This is a genomic window from Thermoanaerobacter sp. RKWS2, assembly GCF_026240795.1.
Taxonomy (GTDB): Bacteria; Bacillota; Thermoanaerobacteria; order Thermoanaerobacterales; family Thermoanaerobacteraceae; genus Thermoanaerobacter; species Thermoanaerobacter ethanolicus.
Window position 1 is genome coordinate 1,667,770 of sequence record NZ_CP110888.1, and the last position, 20,398, is coordinate 1,688,167.

The 20,398-nt window shown below is 34.9% G+C and carries 19 protein-coding genes, 1 tRNA gene, 4 pseudogenes, 1 CRISPR repeat array and 1 other annotated feature; of the genes and pseudogenes, 6 read left to right on the plus strand and 18 right to left on the minus strand.

The window, feature by feature from the left end; translation table 11 throughout:
* Window positions 1-286: 286 nt before the first annotated feature.
* Window positions 287-1,507 carry an IS110 family transposase gene (locus tag OEI98_RS08825; RefSeq protein WP_003869923.1) on the plus strand — a complete coding sequence of 407 codons (1,221 nt, stop codon included), beginning with the start codon at window positions 287-289 and terminating at the stop codon, window positions 1,505-1,507.
* 151 nt (window positions 1,508-1,658) lie between these two features.
* Window positions 1,659-2,351: direct repeats of the CRISPR family, unit length 30 nt; unit sequence GTTTCAATTCCTTATAGGTAGGCTAAAAAC.
* 196 nt (window positions 2,352-2,547) lie between these two features.
* Here OEI98_RS08825 and mscL read toward each other — a convergent pair.
* The 3 genes from mscL to OEI98_RS08840 form a co-directional block, all read right to left on the minus strand.
* Entirely contained in the window at window positions 2,548-2,916 is a 369-nt protein-coding gene (gene mscL, locus OEI98_RS08830) for a large conductance mechanosensitive channel protein MscL (RefSeq protein WP_003867709.1), read from the minus strand.
* A 137-nt stretch (window positions 2,917-3,053) separates the two neighbouring features.
* Complete coding sequence (locus tag OEI98_RS08835; RefSeq protein ID WP_004401164.1) at window positions 3,054-3,809, minus strand: sulfite exporter TauE/SafE family protein; 756 nt, start codon at window positions 3,807-3,809, stop codon at window positions 3,054-3,056.
* Entirely contained in the window at window positions 3,809-4,429 is a 621-nt protein-coding gene (locus OEI98_RS08840) for a nitroreductase family protein (protein ID WP_074666231.1), read from the minus strand. Before OEI98_RS08840 ends, OEI98_RS08835 begins: the two co-directional genes overlap by 1 nt.
* Window positions 4,430-4,688: 259 nt before the next feature.
* Between OEI98_RS08840 and OEI98_RS08845 the strand changes: the two genes are divergently transcribed.
* Both OEI98_RS08845 and OEI98_RS08850 read left to right on the plus strand, forming a co-directional pair.
* Window positions 4,689-5,153, plus strand: a complete 465-nt coding sequence (locus OEI98_RS08845) for an RNA polymerase sigma factor (RefSeq protein ID WP_004401162.1) — start codon at window positions 4,689-4,691, stop codon at window positions 5,151-5,153.
* Window positions 5,154-6,065: a sigma factor regulator N-terminal domain-containing protein gene (locus OEI98_RS08850; protein ID WP_266037262.1), complete on the plus strand. Its 912-nt coding sequence runs from the start codon at window positions 5,154-5,156 to the stop codon at window positions 6,063-6,065.
* Between the two features lie 43 nt (window positions 6,066-6,108).
* Here OEI98_RS08850 and OEI98_RS08855 read toward each other — a convergent pair whose 3' ends face one another.
* A complete protein-coding gene (locus OEI98_RS08855; protein ID WP_266037263.1) occupies window positions 6,109-7,380 on the minus strand; it encodes a stalk domain-containing protein in 1,272 nt (423 codons plus the stop codon).
* 172 nt (window positions 7,381-7,552) lie between these two features.
* Here OEI98_RS08855 and OEI98_RS08860 point away from each other — a divergent pair.
* Window positions 7,553-7,628: transfer RNA gene (locus OEI98_RS08860), tRNA-Trp, on the plus strand.
* Between the two features lie 131 nt (window positions 7,629-7,759).
* On the opposite strand, the gene OEI98_RS08865 is transcribed toward OEI98_RS08860, so the two are convergent.
* On the minus strand, window positions 7,760-7,945 hold the full coding sequence (locus tag OEI98_RS08865; protein WP_004401462.1) for a PspC domain-containing protein: 186 nt from the start codon (window positions 7,943-7,945) through the stop codon (window positions 7,760-7,762).
* Between the two features lie 180 nt (window positions 7,946-8,125).
* On the opposite strand from OEI98_RS08865, the gene OEI98_RS08870 reads away from it, so the two are divergent.
* A complete protein-coding gene (locus tag OEI98_RS08870; RefSeq protein WP_019907754.1) occupies window positions 8,126-8,542 on the plus strand; it encodes a secondary thiamine-phosphate synthase enzyme YjbQ in 417 nt (138 codons plus the stop codon).
* A 23-nt stretch (window positions 8,543-8,565) separates the two neighbouring features.
* Here the strand turns inward: OEI98_RS08870 and OEI98_RS08875 are convergent, their stop codons facing one another.
* Together OEI98_RS08875 and OEI98_RS08880 are read right to left on the minus strand one after the other, a co-directional pair.
* On the minus strand, window positions 8,566-9,186 hold the full coding sequence (locus tag OEI98_RS08875; RefSeq protein WP_004401454.1) for a TraR/DksA C4-type zinc finger protein: 621 nt from the start codon (window positions 9,184-9,186) through the stop codon (window positions 8,566-8,568).
* A 15-nt stretch (window positions 9,187-9,201) separates the two neighbouring features.
* Window positions 9,202-9,513 carry a DUF5665 domain-containing protein gene (locus tag OEI98_RS08880; protein WP_003869610.1) on the minus strand — a complete coding sequence of 104 codons (312 nt, stop codon included), beginning with the start codon at window positions 9,511-9,513 and terminating at the stop codon, window positions 9,202-9,204.
* Window positions 9,514-9,733: 220 nt separating this feature from the next.
* On the opposite strand from OEI98_RS08880, the pseudogene OEI98_RS08885 reads away from it, so the two are divergent.
* Window positions 9,734-10,914: pseudogene (locus tag OEI98_RS08885) on the plus strand (trans-sulfuration enzyme family protein).
* A gap of 33 nt (window positions 10,915-10,947) precedes the next feature.
* Here OEI98_RS08885 and bcp read toward each other — a convergent pair.
* From bcp to OEI98_RS08940, 11 genes and pseudogenes are all read right to left on the minus strand, one after another.
* The gene (gene bcp / locus OEI98_RS08890) at window positions 10,948-11,409 is read right to left on the minus strand and encodes a thioredoxin-dependent thiol peroxidase (RefSeq protein WP_266037269.1); all 462 of its coding nucleotides are present in this window, start codon (window positions 11,407-11,409) and stop codon (window positions 10,948-10,950) included.
* Window positions 11,410-11,489: 80 nt separating this feature from the next.
* Window positions 11,490-12,272, minus strand: coding sequence for a 3-deoxy-7-phosphoheptulonate synthase (gene aroF, locus OEI98_RS08895; RefSeq protein ID WP_266037271.1), 783 nt, complete (start codon window positions 12,270-12,272; stop codon window positions 11,490-11,492).
* 11 nt (window positions 12,273-12,283) lie between these two features.
* Window positions 12,284-13,072, minus strand: a complete 789-nt coding sequence (trpA, locus tag OEI98_RS08900) for a tryptophan synthase subunit alpha (RefSeq protein WP_266037273.1) — start codon at window positions 13,070-13,072, stop codon at window positions 12,284-12,286.
* Window positions 13,069-14,244 carry a tryptophan synthase subunit beta gene (trpB, locus tag OEI98_RS08905; RefSeq protein WP_004401447.1) on the minus strand — a complete coding sequence of 392 codons (1,176 nt, stop codon included), beginning with the start codon at window positions 14,242-14,244 and terminating at the stop codon, window positions 13,069-13,071. The genes trpA and trpB overlap by 4 nt, the downstream gene beginning before the upstream one ends.
* Window positions 14,241-14,852, minus strand: coding sequence for a phosphoribosylanthranilate isomerase (locus OEI98_RS08910; RefSeq protein WP_003869616.1), 612 nt, complete (start codon window positions 14,850-14,852; stop codon window positions 14,241-14,243). The genes trpB and OEI98_RS08910 overlap by 4 nt, the downstream gene beginning before the upstream one ends.
* 1 nt (window position 14,853) lies before the next feature.
* Window positions 14,854-15,634, minus strand: a pseudogene (gene trpC / locus OEI98_RS08915) (indole-3-glycerol phosphate synthase TrpC).
* Window positions 15,634-16,650 (minus strand): anthranilate phosphoribosyltransferase, encoded by a 1,017-nt coding sequence (gene trpD / locus OEI98_RS08920; protein WP_003869618.1) that lies wholly within the window; start codon window positions 16,648-16,650, stop codon window positions 15,634-15,636. Before trpD ends, trpC begins: the two are co-directional and overlap by 1 nt.
* A complete protein-coding gene (locus tag OEI98_RS08925; RefSeq protein WP_004401443.1) occupies window positions 16,631-17,218 on the minus strand; it encodes an anthranilate synthase component II in 588 nt (195 codons plus the stop codon). Before OEI98_RS08925 ends, trpD begins: the two co-directional genes overlap by 20 nt.
* A pseudogene (trpE, locus tag OEI98_RS08930) lies at window positions 17,218-18,644 on the minus strand (anthranilate synthase component I). Before trpE ends, OEI98_RS08925 begins: the two are co-directional and overlap by 1 nt.
* A 687-nt stretch (window positions 18,645-19,331) precedes the next feature.
* Window positions 19,332-19,629 (minus strand) — a binding site (T-box leader).
* A gap of 80 nt (window positions 19,630-19,709) precedes the next feature.
* A complete protein-coding gene (locus OEI98_RS08935) occupies window positions 19,710-20,000 on the minus strand; it encodes a thiamine-binding protein (RefSeq protein WP_003869621.1) in 291 nt (96 codons plus the stop codon).
* A gap of 87 nt (window positions 20,001-20,087) precedes the next feature.
* A pseudogene (locus tag OEI98_RS08940) lies at window positions 20,088-20,393 on the minus strand (N-ethylammeline chlorohydrolase); the annotation flags it as partial.
* Window positions 20,394-20,398: the final 5 nt, after the last annotated feature.

Genomic DNA, 20,398 nt, shown 5'->3' on the forward strand with positions numbered 1-20,398 from the left:
TTTCAATTCCTTATAGACTCCCATGCCGCAAATGCAGCACCAGCAGAGGATGAAAATGTCCTTTTTTGATGATATAATCAGTACAGCGGCTGGTGAAGAAAGGTCGTTCTTACCTTGGTGCTTTGAGCCCGACTCATAGACAGACTCCAACGACCAGGTGCACCACAGATTGTTGCTCCCTTTACGGGAAGCACGCAGGATAGAATAACCCCTTATGGTTGTTGCACCAGCTCTTCAATTTTACAGTCGCTATCGTTCAAATTTTAAAAAAGGAGTTGGCTCTTTCATGGATTTAGTTTACTCTCACGTTTGCGGATTAGATGTCCATAAAAAGAATGTCGTAGCTTGTATAATAACACCAGAAGGTAAAGAAATCCGCACTTTTTCAACTATGACCGATGACCTTATTGCATTAAAAGAATTTATTAAAGCTAAAGGTTGTTCTGTTGTTGCTATGGAAAGTACCGGCTCTTATTGGAAACCTATTTACAATCTACTTGAGCTTGAGAGCATTAAAATCCTACTCGTCAATGCTAAGCATATTAAAAATGTCCCTGGTAGAAAAACCGATGTAAAAGATGCTGAGTGGATAGCAAGTCTCTTACAACATGGCCTTTTGCAAGGCAGCTTTGTGCCAGATCGTGAACAAAGAGAACTTCGCGAGCTTGTACGCTATAGAAAAAGCCTCATTGAAGAAAAATCAAGAGAACTTAATCGCATACAAAAGGTTTTAGAAGGAGCTAATATCAAACTGTCTTCGGTAGTCTCTGATATCAACGGGGCATCCAGTCGTTCTATACTTGAGGCTATTATAAATGGTGAAGAAAATCCCGAAACCCTGGCTGAGCTTTCTCAAGGCAAGCTAAAAAATAAAATGGATGAACTAAAACGCGCTTTAAAAGGCTTGATCAATCATCACCAAAGGATGCTTCTGGAAATACAGCTTAGACATATTGATTACCTTGATGAAGAAATAGCAAAATTAGACGAAGAAATTAAAAATCGAATGCTCCCTTTTGAAAAAGACCTGGCACTGCTGGATACAATCCCTGGAGTCGGAAGAAGAACTGCAGAACAAATAATAGCCGAAATCGGCACGAATATGGAACAGTTCCCCTCTGCTGCCCATTTGTGTTCTTGGGCAGGGTTGTGTCCAGGTCATAATGAAAGTGCTGGTAAACAAAAGTCTGCAAGAACTCGAAAAGGTAACCAAAAATTGCGAAGCTCTCTTATTGAAGCTGCCAGAGCTGCCTCAAGGGCAAAAGATACTTATCTCTCAAGTCAGTACCACCGCATCGCTGCTCGAAGAGGAGCAAACCGTGCAGCAGTTGCAGTGGCACATAGCATTTTAATTATAGTTTATCATATTCTCAAGCAAAAGCAACCATATATTGAATTAGGTCCTACTTATTATGAAGAGAAAAAGCGTAATATGATTATTCGTCAATCTTTAAAAAAGCTAGAGTCTTTAGGCCTTAAGGTCACGGTCGAATCTGCAGTGTCTTAACTTTTAATTTAACTTTATTAACCATTTATTTATCCCATATTTTTACATCGGTATGGGTTTAGTTTTTTGTTGCCTTTTTGAGAGACACTATTTTCAGGATAGGTAGGCTAAAAACTGCAGAGATATATTTCTATGCCTTGCGTTTTAGAAAGTTTCAATTCCTTATAGGTAGGCTAAAAACTTCAGTAGCGGCTATGGGCGGCAATGCAGAAATGCTGTTTCAATTCCTTATAGGTAGGCTAAAAACGCTTTTGCAGAAGCAGAGATAGAAAGATTAGTAGAATGTTTCAATTCCTTATAGGTAGGCTAAAAACCTTTTATTTTTTTATCCCTCATAGGTAGGCTAAAACGTTTCAATTCCTTATAGGTAGGCTAAAAACATATATTCCTCAGCGCCTTGTGGAGAGAGCTTATATACGTTTCAATTCCTTATAGGTAGGCTAAAAACGATAAACCCAAAATTGTTGGTTATGCAGCAGTGTTGTTTCAATTCCTTATAGGTAGGCTAAAAACAAATTAAATGAGGCTAATAGAATGATTTCGCAAGCATGTTTCAATTCCTTATAGGTAGGCTAAAAACTGACGATATCACAACTAAGTTGCTATTTTGGTGTAAAGTTTCAATTCCTTATAGGTAGGCTAAAAACCCTTTGTAAGAAAAAATAGTGCCAGAAGATACTGGAGTTTCAATTCCTTATAGGTAGGCTAAAAACACGTGTTGTAATTCTCTGTAGCTGAGTATCTATTTCGTTTCAATTCCTTATAGGTAGGCTAAAAACTATCAAGGAATGTTGGCATTAGCATACAGAACAGGGTTTCAATTCCTTATAGGTAGGCTAAAAACCCGTTATAATCAAATATAATAAAGAACAAATTTTCTTTTTTCATCTTATCTGTCAAGTATTTTAACTTTATTATACCATATTGTTTGACAAAATCAACTATTTTCTAAAATTGAAAAAATAATTTGTCGTCGATCCTCGACATTTTTTGCATTATCTTAGGTCGACGACAAATTTATATTAATAAATATTCTTACCTTACTTTTCCTTTAATACCTCTAATATTTCTCTTAAAAGTTTTACTTCCTCTGATGGTTCAGGTGGTGTTTGTTCTTTTTCTTTTGCTTTTCGCTGTCTAATAGTATTCATAGGAGCTACTATGAAAAAATATATGGCTGCAGATACGATAATAAAGTTAACAACAGCATTAAGGAAATTACCTATGGCTATTGGTCCTAATTTAAGGGCAGAAAAATCAGGAGCTCCAAATATTGTTCCAATCAGTGGAGTTAAAACATCCACAACTAATGAATTTACTACTTTGTTAAAAGCTGCACCTATTATTACAGCTACTGCTAAATCCAAAACATTTCCACGCATAATGAATTCTTTAAACCCTTTTAACATATTTTTCTCCTTTCAACAAGTGATTGATTGTCCACACTTTATATTTTATCACTAAAATGTTAGTTGTTAAGTCAAAAAATTGGCAAAATAATACACCACAAAGTTATCTCCCTTCAGTTCAATAACTATCTACTTTCCTACACTCCTCTAACCCAAAACGCTATTGCCAATGCAATTCCCCATAAAACTACAAAATTCTTTACTTTCTTATTGTCAAACCTTTGTGATACTTTTGCTCCCCAATATCCTCCTAAAGCAAATCCTATCATCAGAATAAAAGCAAAAGGCCATACTACTTTTCCACTAAAGAGTAAAACTAAACCGGAAGTGACATTTATAAAAAGTGAAAGAAGGTTTTTTATACCATTTGCTGTGTGTATATCGGTAATACCTGCTATGCCTAAAGTGGCAAGCATTAAAATGCCAATACCTGCTGCAAAATATCCTCCATAAAGAGAAGTAAGAAATTGAAGTATAAAAACTATTACTAAAGAGCTTTTTCTTTCACCTCTATCTCCATTTAAATTAAATTTATGTATTCTGTCATTTAATGCTAAAACCACAGTAGCGAACAAAACTAAAAAAGGCATAATAAAATCAAAGACTTTGTGAGGAGTTATCATAAGAAGATAAGCTCCTAAGATACCCCCAAGTAAAGAAGGCAATGTCAGAAACCTTAAAAGCTCTTTCGTCTGATACAGTCTTTCTTTAAATGCCCATGCACCTGTGACAGAACCAGTCCAAAGAGCAACAGTATTTGTTATATTGGCAGATAGAGGATTTATTCCAACCCATACAAGAGCAGGAAAGGTTATTAAAGTACCCCCACCTGCTATTGCATTAGTAGCTCCTGCTAAAATAGAAGCCACTAAAATTATTACGTAATTACTCATTAGATTATCTCTCCAAATTCATCAAATTTAAATCTATAGGCTCTTGGCAGTAAATCTTTACTTGGGTCCTTGTAACCTATCGCTATTATCATGGGAACTATTTTTTCCACATCTATTCCTAAAAATTCCTTCATCTTTTCCTCGTTAAAACCATCCATAGGATGAGTTTCAAGGCCATAAACTCTTGCAACTATCATTATATTCATTGCAAAAAGTGCAGTATCTCTTATGGACTTTCTTTTAGCTTGCTCCATGTCTTTCCACACTTCAAGGACCCTTTCTTTTGCTGATTCTCTCCTTTCTTTTGGCATATACCCCAGTTCTACAGAACTGTCTAAAACTCTGTCTATATGTTCAAAAGCTGCTTTTGGATTTGCTATTAAGACAATTACAGCCGATGCATCTTCCACTTTTTGTTGGTTAAAACAGATTTCTTTGAGAATTTTCTTTTTTTCTTTGTCCTTTATAACTTTTACCTCCCAAGGCTGAAGATTATTAGCTGAAGGCGCTGTAGCAGCTACCTCAAGGACTTCTTTTATAAGGTCATCGGATATTTCTTTTGTCGTGTCAAAAAATGTGATAGACCTTCTCTCTGTTATAAGTTTCTGGCATTCTTTCATACTTATACACTCTCCTTTTTTAATCCAGAATTACAAAACTAACCTAAAAATGGTATGCCAGTTTTTAAAAAATGCCGATAATAGATTTATATTCTCCATAAAAGTATGAAATCCTTCCTGCCTTTTTGAAAAAAGATTTAGAACAAACTCTTTTGAGTTATAATCGAAATAACAACGAATTTTTGCATATTGTTAATTTGTTTACTTTTTCATCCCTCAAACGTCTTTATTAATGAAAAGCTATAAGGAGGAGGAGTTAATGTGGCAGGATTTGTACAAAGCTGCATTCTATTATTTACTTAAATTGGGTGTACCACAGGCTGACGCTGAAGACATAGCCCAAGAAGCTCTGCTTTCCACATACTTGAATTTAGACGGCATTCAAGAGGGAAAGCTAAAAGCTTATGTTTTGACTGCGGCGCGAAACAAATACACTGATTATCTGCGCAAAACCAAAAAAGATGTGGCAGTTTCTATTATAAATGTCTTTCCTCAAAGTACCTTTTCAGAGTTTCAACAGATTGAAAATAAAGAAGTAATAAAAAAAGCAGTTAATAGGCTTACTCTCAATGAGCAAAAGCTCTTTTACCTTAAATTCATATTAGAAATGTCAAATGAAGAAATTTCCTCTTACTTAAAAACCAATTCCAATACAGTAAAGACAATGGTATGGAGACTAAGAAAAAAATTAAAAGAATATTTAAAAGAGGAGGAGAAAAGTTAAATGGGATCAGGTTTAAATAAGCCAATAGGCGATATACCTTTTGACGAAAAAGCTTTTTTGCGCAAAGCTCGTTTTAAAAGCATACTTCGCATAATAATAATTTCTTTAATTATCGCCATAGGTGTTTTTGTATTAACCATCATAATTTCTGAAATGATGCTGCAGAATCAAGAAAACCGCATAAATAGCTTTTATCCGGATATTGTTAAATTTACAGAACCTAATACCTTCGCAATTTCAGGAGAAAGTTATAATGTCAGGCTATTCGGGCGGCAAAAAGAATATTATCTTTTAAGGTTAATAGGAAATAAGCCTTATCCTGCCGGAATAGTCACAGTTGATTTTGATATCTGGGGAGGAGAGCAATTTAAAGGAGACAAATCTTTAGCCATACCAGAAGGTACAAAAGAGTACCTTGCTCCTTATGCCGTGCCAAAATTAAAATTTTACAATCCCGCAGTAAAATACGATAAAGTTATAAGAGAGTTTGATGTACTAAAAAATATACCTAACGATAATCTCGTTGAAATGGCTTTATCTTTTGACAGGCCTTTAACCCTCAGCGAAATTAAAACTATTATACCTGAGGATTTAAAGCTAATGTGGGGTGCTGTTTTGGTTTATGAAGAAAAAGATTATAAGCAAAGAAGCTATCTTGCAGAAAGATTGGTTGGAAACCCATATGTTAATAGCCCTAATGGCGAAAAAGAATTTTTAAAAGAACTGGAACGACTTAGTAATGTACAAAGTTATTCTTCAACTAATCTAAAAAGGACAGTGAATTTCTTAAAGGAAAACGTGATAAAATACTACGGCGTCGTCGTAGTGGGACACCCCGAATCTTTGCAAGAACTATCTTCTAATTCAATTATCACAGGAGCAGTTTTAGGAATAGTAACAGAACCATATTAAATTTCTTACTAACATTTTTTCACCTACATAAAGAGGTAATATACTACTTATAATCAAAATATTTTTCCAAAAATTTTTCTTTATCCCAGCTATGGTCTTTTGCTAACTGCTCCTCTGTTACATTGAAATAATCATATCTTACATTATCCTCTTGATCTGGAACAAGGTCATCCCATGTAACATCTACATAACGGATTTTGTTGTCAATTCTTATCATATTCCAAGCATGAGGCATAGACCCACTATAATTAAAACCTGTACCAGCTACTCCAAGGCTATCAATCCCAGCTAATTGAGCAAGTAAATTAAAAGCTGCAGCATATCCTTGGCACACCCCTACTCCTTTTATCAAAACTCCATAAGCAGTATAAGATTCTGGTGGTATAGTGTTATTTATCAAATTTTCATAATCATATTTGGTATTCTTTACAATATAGTCGTGGATTGCTTTGACTTTATCTATATCAGACATATCCGGTTTTATTATTTGGTCAATAATTTCTTTAGCTTTAATATTTATTTCATCTTTCATTTTTTCCAATTTATCTTTAGGATACATATAATCAAACTTTATACTTACTTTATCTATGACATTGTTAAAACTATTTGCAGAAATAGTCCACTTATTAGCATAGCCAACTTCAGGATGATGTGCTAATACCAGATCTACAACATCCGATATACTCTTTAATATATCATTAACTGTACAACTACTTCCTGCAGAATTGCAAAAAAAATCACTAAGTGTAAAAGTTATTTCATCTTCATTGTTTTCAAGTGCATTTTTAATTAAAAGATACAACTCCTTTTTACTGGTTATATTAGAAGATGAAAAAGTATTAGTTTCGCTAACTGTGTTTTTTGGTAAAGTTATTGAACTTACCCTTGTTCTTTGATTGGAAGAATTGATTATTATGTACCCATTATCGTATATTACTTCATCTCCAAGGGCTTCACCAACAAATCTTAAAGGCACATAGGTATAGCCATTTATAATTTGCGGCGCCACTACTAATTCATAACTTTTTCCATTAACTTTTGCAATTTTGTGGCCAATTATAAGTTGTACAGTCGTTTCGCCGCGAAAGGCTGTAACCGTTTTAGTTTTTTCTTCCCAGTTTACCTTAGCACCTAATGCTTCAAAAAATGCCCGCATAGGGACTAAAGTTGTGTCATTTTTTATAACAGGCTTTTGTTCAAAAACTACATTTTGGCCATTAATTGTAATTGTTATATTTGCCGCTTGTGCTGAAATAGGAATTAATATAGAAAAGGCTACAAAAACTAATAGTATTAAAGATATCTTTTTAAGCATTATATATCACCTCTGAACTTTCTAGAGACTAATATTAAACTATACAACAATATTTCTCTATCTCTTTAATAATTATACTAAATCTCAGAAAACTTTTTTATGAATAATTCAACAAAAAAGGATATAAATTATTGACGAGGGTTTGTTTCGTATGTTATAATAAAAAGCGCGCAGGGGAGTAGCTCAATTGGTAGAGCAACGGTCTCCAAAACCGTGGGCTGCGGGTTCGATTCCTGTCTCCCCTGCCATTATTGAAAAGTTAATGTTTCCAGCAAACGAACCCTCTCAAAAAATCCGAAGTTGTTGGGAGGGGTTTTATTATTCCTAAATCGCTACCATTCAGAAATTTAAAACTAATAAACTTATCTTAACGTTAATTTTACGGTTCTTCTGGTATAATTATCCATGCAATTAAATAAGCTAAAAGTCCAGTTCCCCAAAATATTATTAGAAATGCCCAAATGAGTCTTATAATTGTTGGGTCTACATTAAAATACTCTGCTATTCCTCCACATACGCCTCCTATCATTCTTTGTGTTCTTGAGCGATAAAGTTTTTTTGACATTATACACACTCCTTAATTTTTTATTTTCTTCTCTAATATGACCTTCAAATACCAATTTTTTGTGGTCTTTTTACAACACCTCTTCCTCTTAAAATTAATATACCAGAGTATTATTACTCTTGCAAACAATTTATTTGTGATAAAATATAATTAAAAATAACCAATGTGGGAGGTATCATCGTGAAAAGCTATAGAAAAGAGTTGTGGTTTGAAACAAAAAAGAGAAGAGAATTTATAAACATTACACCTCTTATAGAGGAATGCGTTAGGGAAAGCGGAATCAAGGAAGGGCTTCTTTTATGTAATGCAATGCACATTACCTCGAGTGTTTTTATAAATGACGATGAACCAGGCTTACATAAGGACTTTGAAAATTTCTTGGAAAAATTAGCCCCCGAAAAACCCTATGACCAATATTATCATAATAGTTATGAAGATAATGCAGACGCTCATTTAAAGCGTACAATAATGGGTCGAGAAGTTGTAGTAGCTATAACAGATGGAAAATTAGATTTTGGTCCATGGGAGCAAATCTTTTACGGCGAATTTGACGGAAAAAGGAAAAAGAGAGTATTGGTCAAAATTATAGGTGAATAAAAAATCTCCAGTTTCCCGGAGATTTACAAAGTCCTTTTATAATCTTCATTACTTATCTTGTCAGTTTCCTCTACATAACCAGCATTTTCATCATCATAGTCATCATCATAATTGTCCAAACCGCTTTTTGTCTTATTAAATCGTGCAACCTCTTGATAAGAATCCTCTGCATCAAATTGAATTTCTTCTTTTAAATCCTTATACCCCCATCCAAAGGGGTATTTTATCATTCTCTCTTCATTCGGCCTTGAATTCCTTAAATCTTTTAATTTCAAATCATTATTTTTAGCGCATTCTGCACAAAGAGCAGTATAAGGAAGGGCTTCTAATCGTTCTTCTTCAATTGGCTTATGGCAGTGAGTACATATGCCGTAAGTACCCATTTCCATCCTCTTAAAAGCATCTTCTATTTGCCTTAAAATATGTTTTTCGTTGTCTTTGAGAGCATAATTTTTCTCTACTTCATAAACTTCAGAAGCAAAATCTGCCGGATGATTATCCAAAAGAGAAAGTTCTTGATAATACTCTCTCTGTGCAATTCCGCCAATGCCATCATTGTAATTCATTTGATTAATTGTGCTTAAGACCTTTCCCTTTTCTTTTAATAGTAATTGTCTAAAGTGTTCCAGCTTTTCACTATCCATCATACCAACTCCTATTTAATATAACTTTTGATTTACAATCTTAACTATATCCGCTATAATACTGCCAATTAGAGGTAAATTTAACATCACCAATTTTTGAAGTATATAAAGAACTATTGCACCAAGTATTGTAAAACCTACTGCTATTCCAAAACCTCTTGCTACCCCACCTATAAAGTTTAACCACAAAAGCCTATAAGGGCTTTGCATAAGCTCGACGTAATCAGCAATTTTCATCTTCTCCATCATCTCTGACATTTGGTCCAACTGCTTTTTTATTGCAGTTAACATAATATTATTATTGTTTTTATATTCGTCTTTATTCAAGACTTTTTCCTCCTTACATTTAATTTTTCCAGTATAGTTTTCTTTATTACTGTAAAATAAAGCCTTTATAAACGTTTATTTATTCATTAGAAAAAATATGAAATCAATCTTGTATTTAATAATAGTTTATCTCAAAATATAATTCAAGTGAAGTGTTATTGACTTTTAATTTTGCACATATTATCATTAATTTAAAGTACAAATTGTAGGAGTTGATAAAATGGATTTAAGTTTTAAAACAAAAGTAGTACATACTGGAAACTACATAGATAAAGAAATTCCTCCAATGCCAAAAACTCTTCCTATCTATCAAACTTCTGTTTTCACTTTTGATACGTTGGAAGAAGTTTACGATTATCTTGGTGGTAATCCTTCAAGGTATATGTACACAAGACTTGGAAATCCTAATCAAACAGCAGTGGAAGAATTAATTGCCAGTTTAGAAGGTGCGGAAGCAGGACAGTCTTGTTCATCAGGAATGGCGGCAATTTCTTCAGCTTTGTTGGCAGAAGTAAATTCAGGAGACCATATAATCGCCGCAAAAGATATATACGGTGGTACAAACAGTCTTTTTAATGCAGAATTTAAAAGACTTAATATTGATGTAACTTTAGTGGATTTCTCCGATTTAGAAGCTGTTGAAAAAGCTATAAAACCAAACACTAAAGTGATATACATGGAAATCATGACAAATCCTCTAATAAGAGTTTTTGACGTTGTGGAAGTTGCAAATATCGCAAAAAAGCACAATATAAAATTGATTGTTGACAATACTTTTACAACCCCTTATTTGATAAAACCAATTGAATTAGGAGCCTATGCTGTAATACACAGTGCAACAAAATACATCAACGGCCACAGCGATGTCATCGCCGGACTTATAGCAGGTAATAAAGAATTTATATCCCGCACAAAAAGAATCACACAAAACTTCGGTGGTTCAATGAGTCCATTTGACGCTTGGCTGGTTTTAAGAGGAGCAAAAACTCTATTCTTAAGAATGAGAGAACACTGTAAAAACGCAATGGAACTGGCTAAATTCTTAGAAAGCCATCCAAAAGTCAAAAAAGTGTATTATCCCGGACTTCCTTCTCATCCTGACTACAGCGTTTCAAAGAAGTTGTTTAAAGATGAGTTTGGAGGTATGTTAAGTTTTGAAATAGAAGGTGGAGAACCTGAAGTAGATAAGTTTATGCAAGAGCTGAAACTGGTGAAATTTGCTCCTTCACTGGCAGGAGTACAAACCATGATAACTCATCCAAAATCCACTTCCCATAGGTCTCTCAGCAAGGAAGAATTAAAGCGTTAGGAATTTCAGAAGGGCTTATAAGAGTTTCTGTTGGAATAGAGGAGATAGAAGATATTATAAAAGACTTTAAGCAAGCTCTTGACAAGATATAAGAAAAGAAGTTTAGGGCTTTCCCTAAACTTCTTTTATATTTCATCTAGCGCTTTTAATACCTCTTCAACGTGTCCATCTACTTTTACCCTTCTAAATATTTTTCTCACAATTCCTTCAGAGTCAATGATAAAAGTTGACCTTTCTATTCCCATTTTCTTTTTGCCAAACATGTTTTTCTCTTTGTATACCCCATATTCTGTAGACACTTTCGCATCTTTGTCACTTAGAAGAATAAAAGGAAGATTGAATTTTTCAATAAACTTCTTATGAGAAGTTTCATCATCTAAACTTATACCTATTACGACAGCATTTTTCTCTTCTATTGACTTTATGTTATCTCTAAAAGAAACAGCTTCTTTTGTACAACCTGGAGTGTTATCTTTTGGATAAAAGTATAAAACAACCTTTTTACCTAAAAAATCTGAAAGGGAAACTTGTTTTCCATCATGGGTATTTAAAGTAAAGTCAGGAGCCTTTTTACTTAGCTCTACCATGCTATCCCTACTTTCTAAAATTATTTTCTTTAGATAATTATTATTCTTTATCTAAATTATATCTATTCTCTTTAAAAAATTCAATAGCTTCTTATCTCTCTCATCAATTCTTCAAATTGGGAAAAATCAAGGGACTGTTCTCCATCAGATAAAGCTTTATCGGGCTCAGGGTGGATTTCTACCATTATTCCGTCTGCACCAGCAGCTATTGCAGCTTTTGCCATCGGTATGATTAAGCTTCTTTTCCCTGTACCATGGCTTACATCTGCGATAATAGGCAAGTTTGAAAGTTCATGAATTACTGGAATAGCAGCTATATCTAAAGTATTTCGCGTATAAGTTTCAAAAGTCCTTATACCTCTTTCACACATGATGATGTTGGCGTTTCCTTCAATAGCAATATATTCCGCTGCATAAAGCCACTCCTCATATGTGGCTGAAAATCCCCGCTTTAACAAAACAGGCTTTTTGGTTTTTCCTACCTCTTTGAGAAGTGAAAAATTCTGCATATTTCTTGAACCTATTTGAAAAACATCAGCATATCTTTCAACAATTTCAACATCCCTCACATCCAAAACTTCAGTTACAACAGGCAAATTGAACATATCGCCTACATTTCTTAGCATTTTAAGTCCATCAATCCCTAAACCTTGAAAAGAATAAGGAGAGGTGCGGGGCTTATAAGCTCCTCCTCTTAAAGCATTTGCGCCCCAGCTTTTAACTATTTCTGCTGTTTTTACAAGCATTTCTTCATTCTCAACAGCGCAGGGTCCTGCTATTATAAGTTTGTCTTTACCCATAGTTATATTCCCAATTTTTATTGATATTTTGTTATTTTTGTCGCCAATTATTTTAAGGTTCATTTTCATCACCTTCATAAAACTTCTTTTAAGCTGGATACAAAACTTTTAACTTCCTGTAACATTTCAGATTTATTATACCCTTTAGCAATTCTTTCTACAAGTGCACTCCCTACAATAATTCCATCACTGAAATCTTTTAATTTTTTCGCCATCTCCGGAGTAGATATGCCAAACCCTATCGCCTTTGGCATATTGGTGTATTGAGAGACCATTTTCATATATTCTTCAATGTCAGTTTCAATGTCTTCTCTTGCTCCTGTGACACCTGTAATTGAAACGCAATATACAAATCCTTTCCCGTTTTGCGTAATTAATTTTATCCTCTCTTTTGATGTTGGGGCAACTAAAGGTATTAAATAAATATCGTATTTATCTGCTTCTTCAGAAATATCTTTTCTCTCTTCAATAGGCAAGTCTGGAATGATAAGCCCATCTATCCCTACATCTTTTGACTCTTTTAAAAATTTTTGTATGCCATATTTGAATATAGAGTTATAGTAGACAAGGTAAACCAGAGGGATATCACTTTTTAACCTTATTTTTTCTACTATTTTCATTATATCAGGAATTTTTACACCTTTATTTAAAGCTCTTTGTGAAGAAGCCTGTATTGTAGGTCCATCAGCTAATGGATCAGAATAAGGTATTCCCAGTTCTATTATATCCGCTCCTGCTTCTTCCAAAGCCAAGACTATATCATAAGTCGTCTCTATATCCGGGTCTCCTGCTGTTATAAAGGTTATTAAGGCTTTGCGCCCTTCTCCTTTTAAGACTTCAAACTTTTTGTCAATCCTATTCATAACTCCACCCCCAATACTTTCGCAACTGTATTTACGTCTTTATCTCCTCTGCCTGACAAATTTACAATGATAATATTGTCTTTCCTTAAATTTGGAGCCAGTTTCATAGCATATGCCAAAGCGTGAGCGCTTTCCAAAGCTGGTATTATCCCTTCTGTTTGAGATAAGTCCATAAAAGCCGCCAATGCTTCTTCGTCTGTCGCATATACATATTGAGCTCTATTACTTTCTTTTAAAAAGGCATGTTCTGGACCTACCCCCGGGTAATCCAGTCCTGCAGATATAGAGTATACTGGCATTATTCTCCCCTCTTCATCCTGTAAAAGATAAGTCATCATGCCGTGCAATACTCCTACAGAACCTTTTGCCATTGTAGCTGCATGTTTCCCTGTCTCAATTCCTTTTCCTGCAGCCTCCACGCCTATCAATTTTACCTCTTTATCTTCAATGAAGGGATAGAAAATTCCCATGGCATTACTGCCTCCGCCAACACAAGCAATCACATAATCAGGAAGTCTTCCTTCTTTTTGAAGTATTTGCTCTTTTGCCTCATCCCCTATTACTCTTTGAAAATCTCTCACCATAGTAGGATAAGGATGAGGCCCAACAACAGAACCCATCACATAAAAGGTATCGTTTATATTTGTCACCCAATCCCTTATTGCTTCATTTACTGCATCTTTTAAGGTTCCCGTCCCTGATTTTACTGGTGTTACTTTTGCACCTAAAAGTTTCATTCTAAAGACATTTAAAGATTGCCTTTTTATATCTTCTTCTCCCATGAATATTTCGCATTCCATTCCAAACATTGCAGCAGCTGTAGCAGTTGCCACTCCATGCTGTCCTGCCCCTGTCTCAGCTATAACTCTCTTTTTATTCATCCGCTTTGCCAATAAAATCTGTCCCAATACGTTGTTTATTTTATGGGCTCCTGTGTGGTTTAGGTCTTCCCTCTTTAGATAAATTTTCGCCCCGCCAAGCCTTTTAGTAAGATTCTCAGCATAATACAAAGGTGTAGGTCTTCCTGAATATTCCCTCAAGTAATACCTATATTCTTCCATGAAATCTTTATCCTGTTTAGCTTTTTCAAATTCCCTCTCTAATTCTATAAGCGCATTCATCACAGTCTCTGGCACATACTGACCTCCAAAACGTCCAAATCTTCCACTCATCGAATACCCCTCACTTTTTCAATAAATGATTTCATTTTTTTAAAATCTTTATAACCTTCTGTCTCAACGCCACTGGAGACGTCAACAGCATAGGGATTTACTATTCTTATAGCTTCCTCTACATTGTTTTCGTTTAGCCCTCCTGCCAAAATTATTGGAACATTCAATTCAAATCCTTTTAAAACTTCCCAATTAAATGTTTTTCCTGTACCACCGTATTCGTTTTTTGTCAAAGTGTCAAATACAAAACTATTTACTCTAAATTCTTTTGTTTTTTCCAAATCTTCTTTGTCTTTTATGCGTATTGCCTTCCACACTGTGAAATTTTTAAAATTATCTATATAATCCTGTGTTTCATCACCGTGAAACTGTAAAACATCGAGATTTAGTGTTTGAGCTATCTTTAATGCATTTTCCACTGGTTCATTTACAAAAACTCCCACTGTTTTAATCTCTTTATCAAGAAGGCTTATGAGGTATAAAGCCTGTTCTACCTCTACTTGTCTTTTGCTTTTTGCAAAGACAAATCCTACATAATCAGGTTTTAGCTCATTGGCATATTCAATATCCTCTTTTCTTCTCAGTCCGCAAATTTTTACTTTTACCAATTTATCCTCCTCCTTTTGCCTCCCTTACAAAATCAGTGATTTTGTCAATATCATCTATAATTTTCATAAAAGTCTCGCCAATTAATACGGCATCTACTCCCAAAGAAGCTAAATACCTTACATCTTCAGGTATTTTTATTCCACTTTCGGAAACAATTATTGTACTTTGAGGTATATATTTAATCAAATTTTCTGTTGTGTTTATATCTACATTAAAAGTCTTAAGGTCTCTGTTATTTATACCTATTATGTCACATTCAGCTTCTAATGCTATTGCAAGCTGCTGTCTATCGTGAACTTCCACAAGCGCATCTAAACCTACACTTTTAGATAAATTATAGAAAGTATTTAAGTTATCCCCTAATACGGAAACAATGAGAAGTACTGCGTCGGCTCCTAAAATTTTTGATTCATATATTTGGTATTCATCCACAATAAAATCTTTTCTCAAAATAGGTTTTGAAGTGACTTTTTTTACTTCACTAATGTAATTGTCATCCCCTTTAAAAAATTCCTTCTCTGTCAAAACGGAAATAGCGTCAATATCAACTTTCTCATACACTTTTGCAATTTTTACTGCATCAAAGTCTTCTTTTATAATTCCTTTAGATGGAGAGGCTTTTTTTATCTCTCCAATAATTGATATACCCTCTTTTTGAAGTGCTTTCTTGAAATTGCCAGAATAGCCTCCTTTAATTTCGTTAATTAGTTCCTCTACTGGCTTTATTCTTTTTTCTCTTCCACCTCCTTTTTTTGTGTCTCACAATCTCATCTAATACCATCAACTAAGCCTCCTTTGGTACTCCAAAATCTCTGTAAGCTTATCAAGAGCTAAACCCGTATCTATTAGATAATTTGCGACTTTTATTCCTTCTTTTAAATCTTCCACAACTTTTCCTATATATAAGGCCGCTGCTGCGTTTAAAACGACTATATCTCTTTTAGGCCCTTTTTCACCTCTTAAGATGTTTAAGATTATTTGAGCATTTTCTTTAGCGTCTTTGCCTTCTAAATCTTCAAGTTTTGCATAAGGGATACCGTAATCTCCTGGGTCTATCACATAATCAATGACTTTGCCTTCTTTTACTTCACTGACAAAAGTAGGAGAAGTAGTAGTTATTTCATCAAGGCCATCAAAGCCGTGGACCACCATAGCCTTTTCAATTCCCAATCTTAAAAGTACTTCAGCAAGAGGATGAGTCAATTCTTTATCATAAACTCCTAATACCTGTCCTTTTACAAATGCGGGATTTGTTAATGGTCCTAAGACGTTAAACACCGTCCTTGTGCCTAATTCTTTTCTTATCCCTGCTACATGCTTCATTGCAACGTGGTATTTAGGTGCGAATAAAAATCCCATTCCTTTTTCTTCAATTAATTTTTTTGTTTTTTGTGGTTCTGCCTCAATGTCAAATCCCAATTCCATCAAAACATCTGCACTTCCACTTCTACTGGAAACAGCTCTATTGCCGTGTTTTGCAACTTTTACTCCTGCAGCTGAAGCAATTATAGCAACCGCCGTTGAAATATTGAATGTCTTCCCACCATCGCCACCTGTACCACAAGTATCTATCACATAGTCAGAGGCAAGTTCTACTTTTATTGCGTTGTCTCTCATTGCCTTCGCGAAACCTGTTATTTCTTCCACACTTTCACCTTTTAATCTGAGTCCTATTAATATGCCCCCTATTAAAGAAGGAGTTGCATTACCACTCATAATTTCATTCATAACAGCATAAGCTTCTTTTTCTTCAAGGCTTTCCTTTAAGACAATTTTTTTAATAGCTTCTTGTAACATGGTATCCCACCTCCAAAAAATTTCTCAAAATTTCTTTCCCCTGCTCTGTCAAGATAGACTCTGGATGAAACTGTAAACCATATACAGGGTACATTTTATGCCTTACTCCCATAATCACTCCTTCCTCTGTATAGGCTGTAATTTCTAAATCTCTTGGAAGGGTTTGTCTATCTATAACAAGAGAGTGATATCTCATTGCCTCTATAGGATTCTTAATATCTTTAAATATCTCTTCTCCTTTGTGAAACACGAGAGAAGTTTTGCCATGCATTATCTTATCTGCTTTCACAATTTTTGCACCATATGCATATCCAATCGCTTGGTGACCAAGACATATTCCTAATATTGGAATTTTGTCCCCTAAACTTTTAATGACATCAACGCATATGCCTGCATTTTCAGGCCTTCCCGGTCCAGGTGATAATATAATTTTTTCGGGATTTAGTTTTTCAATGTCTTTAACAGACACTTCATCATTTCTTATTACAAATATTTCTTTGCTCATTTCTCCCACATATTGATAAAGATTATAGGTAAAGGAATCGTAATTATCTATAATCAGAATCATCAAAGAACCTCCTTAAGAGCCATTGCCTTATTTAAAGTTTCATAATATTCCATCTCAGGAATTGAATCATATACAATACCTGCTCCCGCTTGAACGTAAGCATAACCTTCCTTGAAGAGAATAGTCCTTATTGCTATGCACATGTCCATATTGCCATTGTAGGAAAAATAACCAACAGCTCCTGCGTAAAAAGACCTTCTCACATTTTCAAGTTCGTCTATTATTTCCATCGCCCTTATTTTTGGTGCCCCAGAAACTGTACCTGCAGGAAGACAAGCTATAAGAGCATCAAAAGCCGTAAGTCCTCTTTTTAACTTTCCTGAAACAGTCGATACAATGTGCATTACATGAGAGTAAAAATCTACTTCCATAAAACGCTCTATTTTTACACTTCCAAATTCACTAACTTTTCCTATGTCGTTTCTTCCAAGGTCAACTAACATCACATGCTCTGCCCTTTCCTTTTCATCTTTTAAAAGTTCCTCTTTAAGTCTTAAATCTTCTTCTTCATCTTTTCCTCTTCGCCTTGTGCCTGCAATGGGATTTGTAGTCACTTTGTCTCCAAAAACACTTACAAGGCTTTCAGGTGAAGAACCAAGAAGCTGAAAATCACCAAAGTCGATATAGAATAGATATGGAGATGGATTTTTTGACCTCAATCTTCTGTAAACCTCAAAAGGGTGCGAATTAACTCGTGCTTTTAATCTTTGTGACAGTACTACTTGAAATATGTCTCCTTTTTCGATGTATTCTTTTGCTTTTTCAACAATTTGGCAAAACTCTTCTTTGGTGAAGTTGTAATTGACTTCTTTTCCCTCTTGAGGTGAAAGGTCATGAAATTCTATGTTAGTTGATTTTATCTCTTGCAAAAGACCGTTAATCTCTTGTAAAACTTCCTCATACTCTACATCTTCATCAGGATATACGTTATAAACAGTATAAATTCTGTGTTTAAAATGGTCATAGCAAATAAAACTTTTATAAAACATAAAGTATACGTCCGGTATATTTATTTCATCAGGGTTTTTATCCGGCAGTCTTTCATAAAGCCTTATCGTATCGTAAGATACATAACCCACAGCCCCCCTACAAAAGGAATATCAAGTCCTAAAGAATTATAATTAACCTGTAAAACATTTTTTATCTCTTCAAGCGCCATACCTTTTTTATGCTCTTCTCTGTCTGTGATAATTTTTATATCTCTGTTGTAACTTAGAATTAATAAATATGGGTCTCTTCCTATAAAGGAATATCTCCCCCAGTTAGTACCTCCATTTGCACTTTCCAGTAAAAATTTGTTTTTGCCTTCAAGACTATAAAAAATGTTTATTGGCGTCAATTCATCTCCGTTTATTTCTGCATAGACTGGGAAGACATATCCTCTTTTTTTGTGTTCGCAAAAATCTTCTTTAGAAATGTTTACCACTTTATCACCTCCTGAAAATCGAGTAGGAGGCGGTGACTAACCGCCGTCCTCTCACACCACCGTACGTACCGTTCAGTATACGGCGGTTCGGTAAATAAATAAGTGAGATTACCTCCATATATTAGGCGTAGATTTCACTAAGCACTCCTAACCTTTATCTTCGAGTTCCACTCTATTTTCTGTTAGGCAGTCCCTATCAGGGTTGACAGCTTTCAAACATGAATAGTCTATCCTAATATCTACTTAAATACTACCGTCAAGTCCTTCCCTTACCTATCCTTTCGGTAGGTTCAAACAGTACTATGACTTGAGCTGACTTCTGAATGTTCAGCTATATCTCACGATATAGGTTACTCATGGAGAAAATTTATTCTCGACTTGAGCATATCATTCAGACCTCCCCGGGTAAGAACGATAACCTTCATCTCATATATCTGCCAGATTTACTGTATGGGGTTCGGGTAGTGTTGGACTTCGTTTTGTAATGCAAACTCATCCGCCCCAATTCAGCCTCCTATCTGGTTCTTGTTCATCAGACCGAGATTTTGCCTGCCGCTTCCTTCAGATTCCACCTCACGATGGACACCCTTGCGGTTCGGCTAGTGGTTCCCACTACCAAGCCCACAGCGGACTTTCACCGCCAAGTTATCGCCCATGCCGGGCGCACATTAAAAAAGTCACTCCGCCCATTGGGGCGAAGTGACTCGCGGTGCCACCCAATTTGTCCTGTATTACTAAAAAAAGCATTTCACCAAAAGGGCGAAATGCTCGCTTGTGCCACCTTTTTAACACAGGACCACTCTTTCGGGTACGGAGATTCCTCGATACCCTGTCTTTTTAACGGTAGACCACCGGATACTGCTACTTAAAAGTTCGCATCTCACCTCACGGGCCCATTCAATATCAGCTACAGTACTCGGCTCCCACCTCCCGAGCTCGCTTTGACTAAACGCTGATATCTACTCTTCCCGGTCATTGGTTTTCATACATATTTATATTGTGTTATTTTAATTCTATAACGCATTAAATTATTTGTCAATATATTTTTATGCAAGTCAAAGTTAATTATACATAATATTTTTTTATCTTCTCGTCAATTGTAACTCCTTCAGGTTTATAATCAATCTTTACAACAGATATGACCCTACTTGCTCCTTCTTTTATACAAATTTCCTGTGCTTTTTTAACTATCTCTAAAAGAGTATCAAGTTCTCCTTCCATTGTAGTCTCCATTGGTCCCACAACATACTTTACACCTGTGCTCTTTATATATTCTATGACTTTATCTACAATGGGATACACCTTTTCTTCAGAAACTACAGGCAATACCTGTAGGCTTAAATTGACAACTGGCACTTTATCACCTCAAAACCTTTTTAAATTTGTTTAAGAGCTTGATCCAAATCCTCTATTATATCATTGTAATCCTCAATCCCCACTGAAATTTATTTCAACGTCACATTCTTCTATAATACCCCTTGTCAACACTCCTCTTATCCCTACTTCTTCTGTTGCTTTAGCTACTTTCATAATTCCTAAATAAAGACATTCCCAAATGAGTATGAGCATTTATAAGACCCGGCATTACAATTTTTTTGTTCCATCTACCACTTTATCAACTTTTATATCTGGAACAATATCACCTTTATGTTTTATGGTGTCATTTTCAATGTATATATTTGTATTTTCTAAAATCTGCTCTCCTTCTTTCATAGATAATAAACTAACGTTTTTTATAAGAATAGCCATTTCAA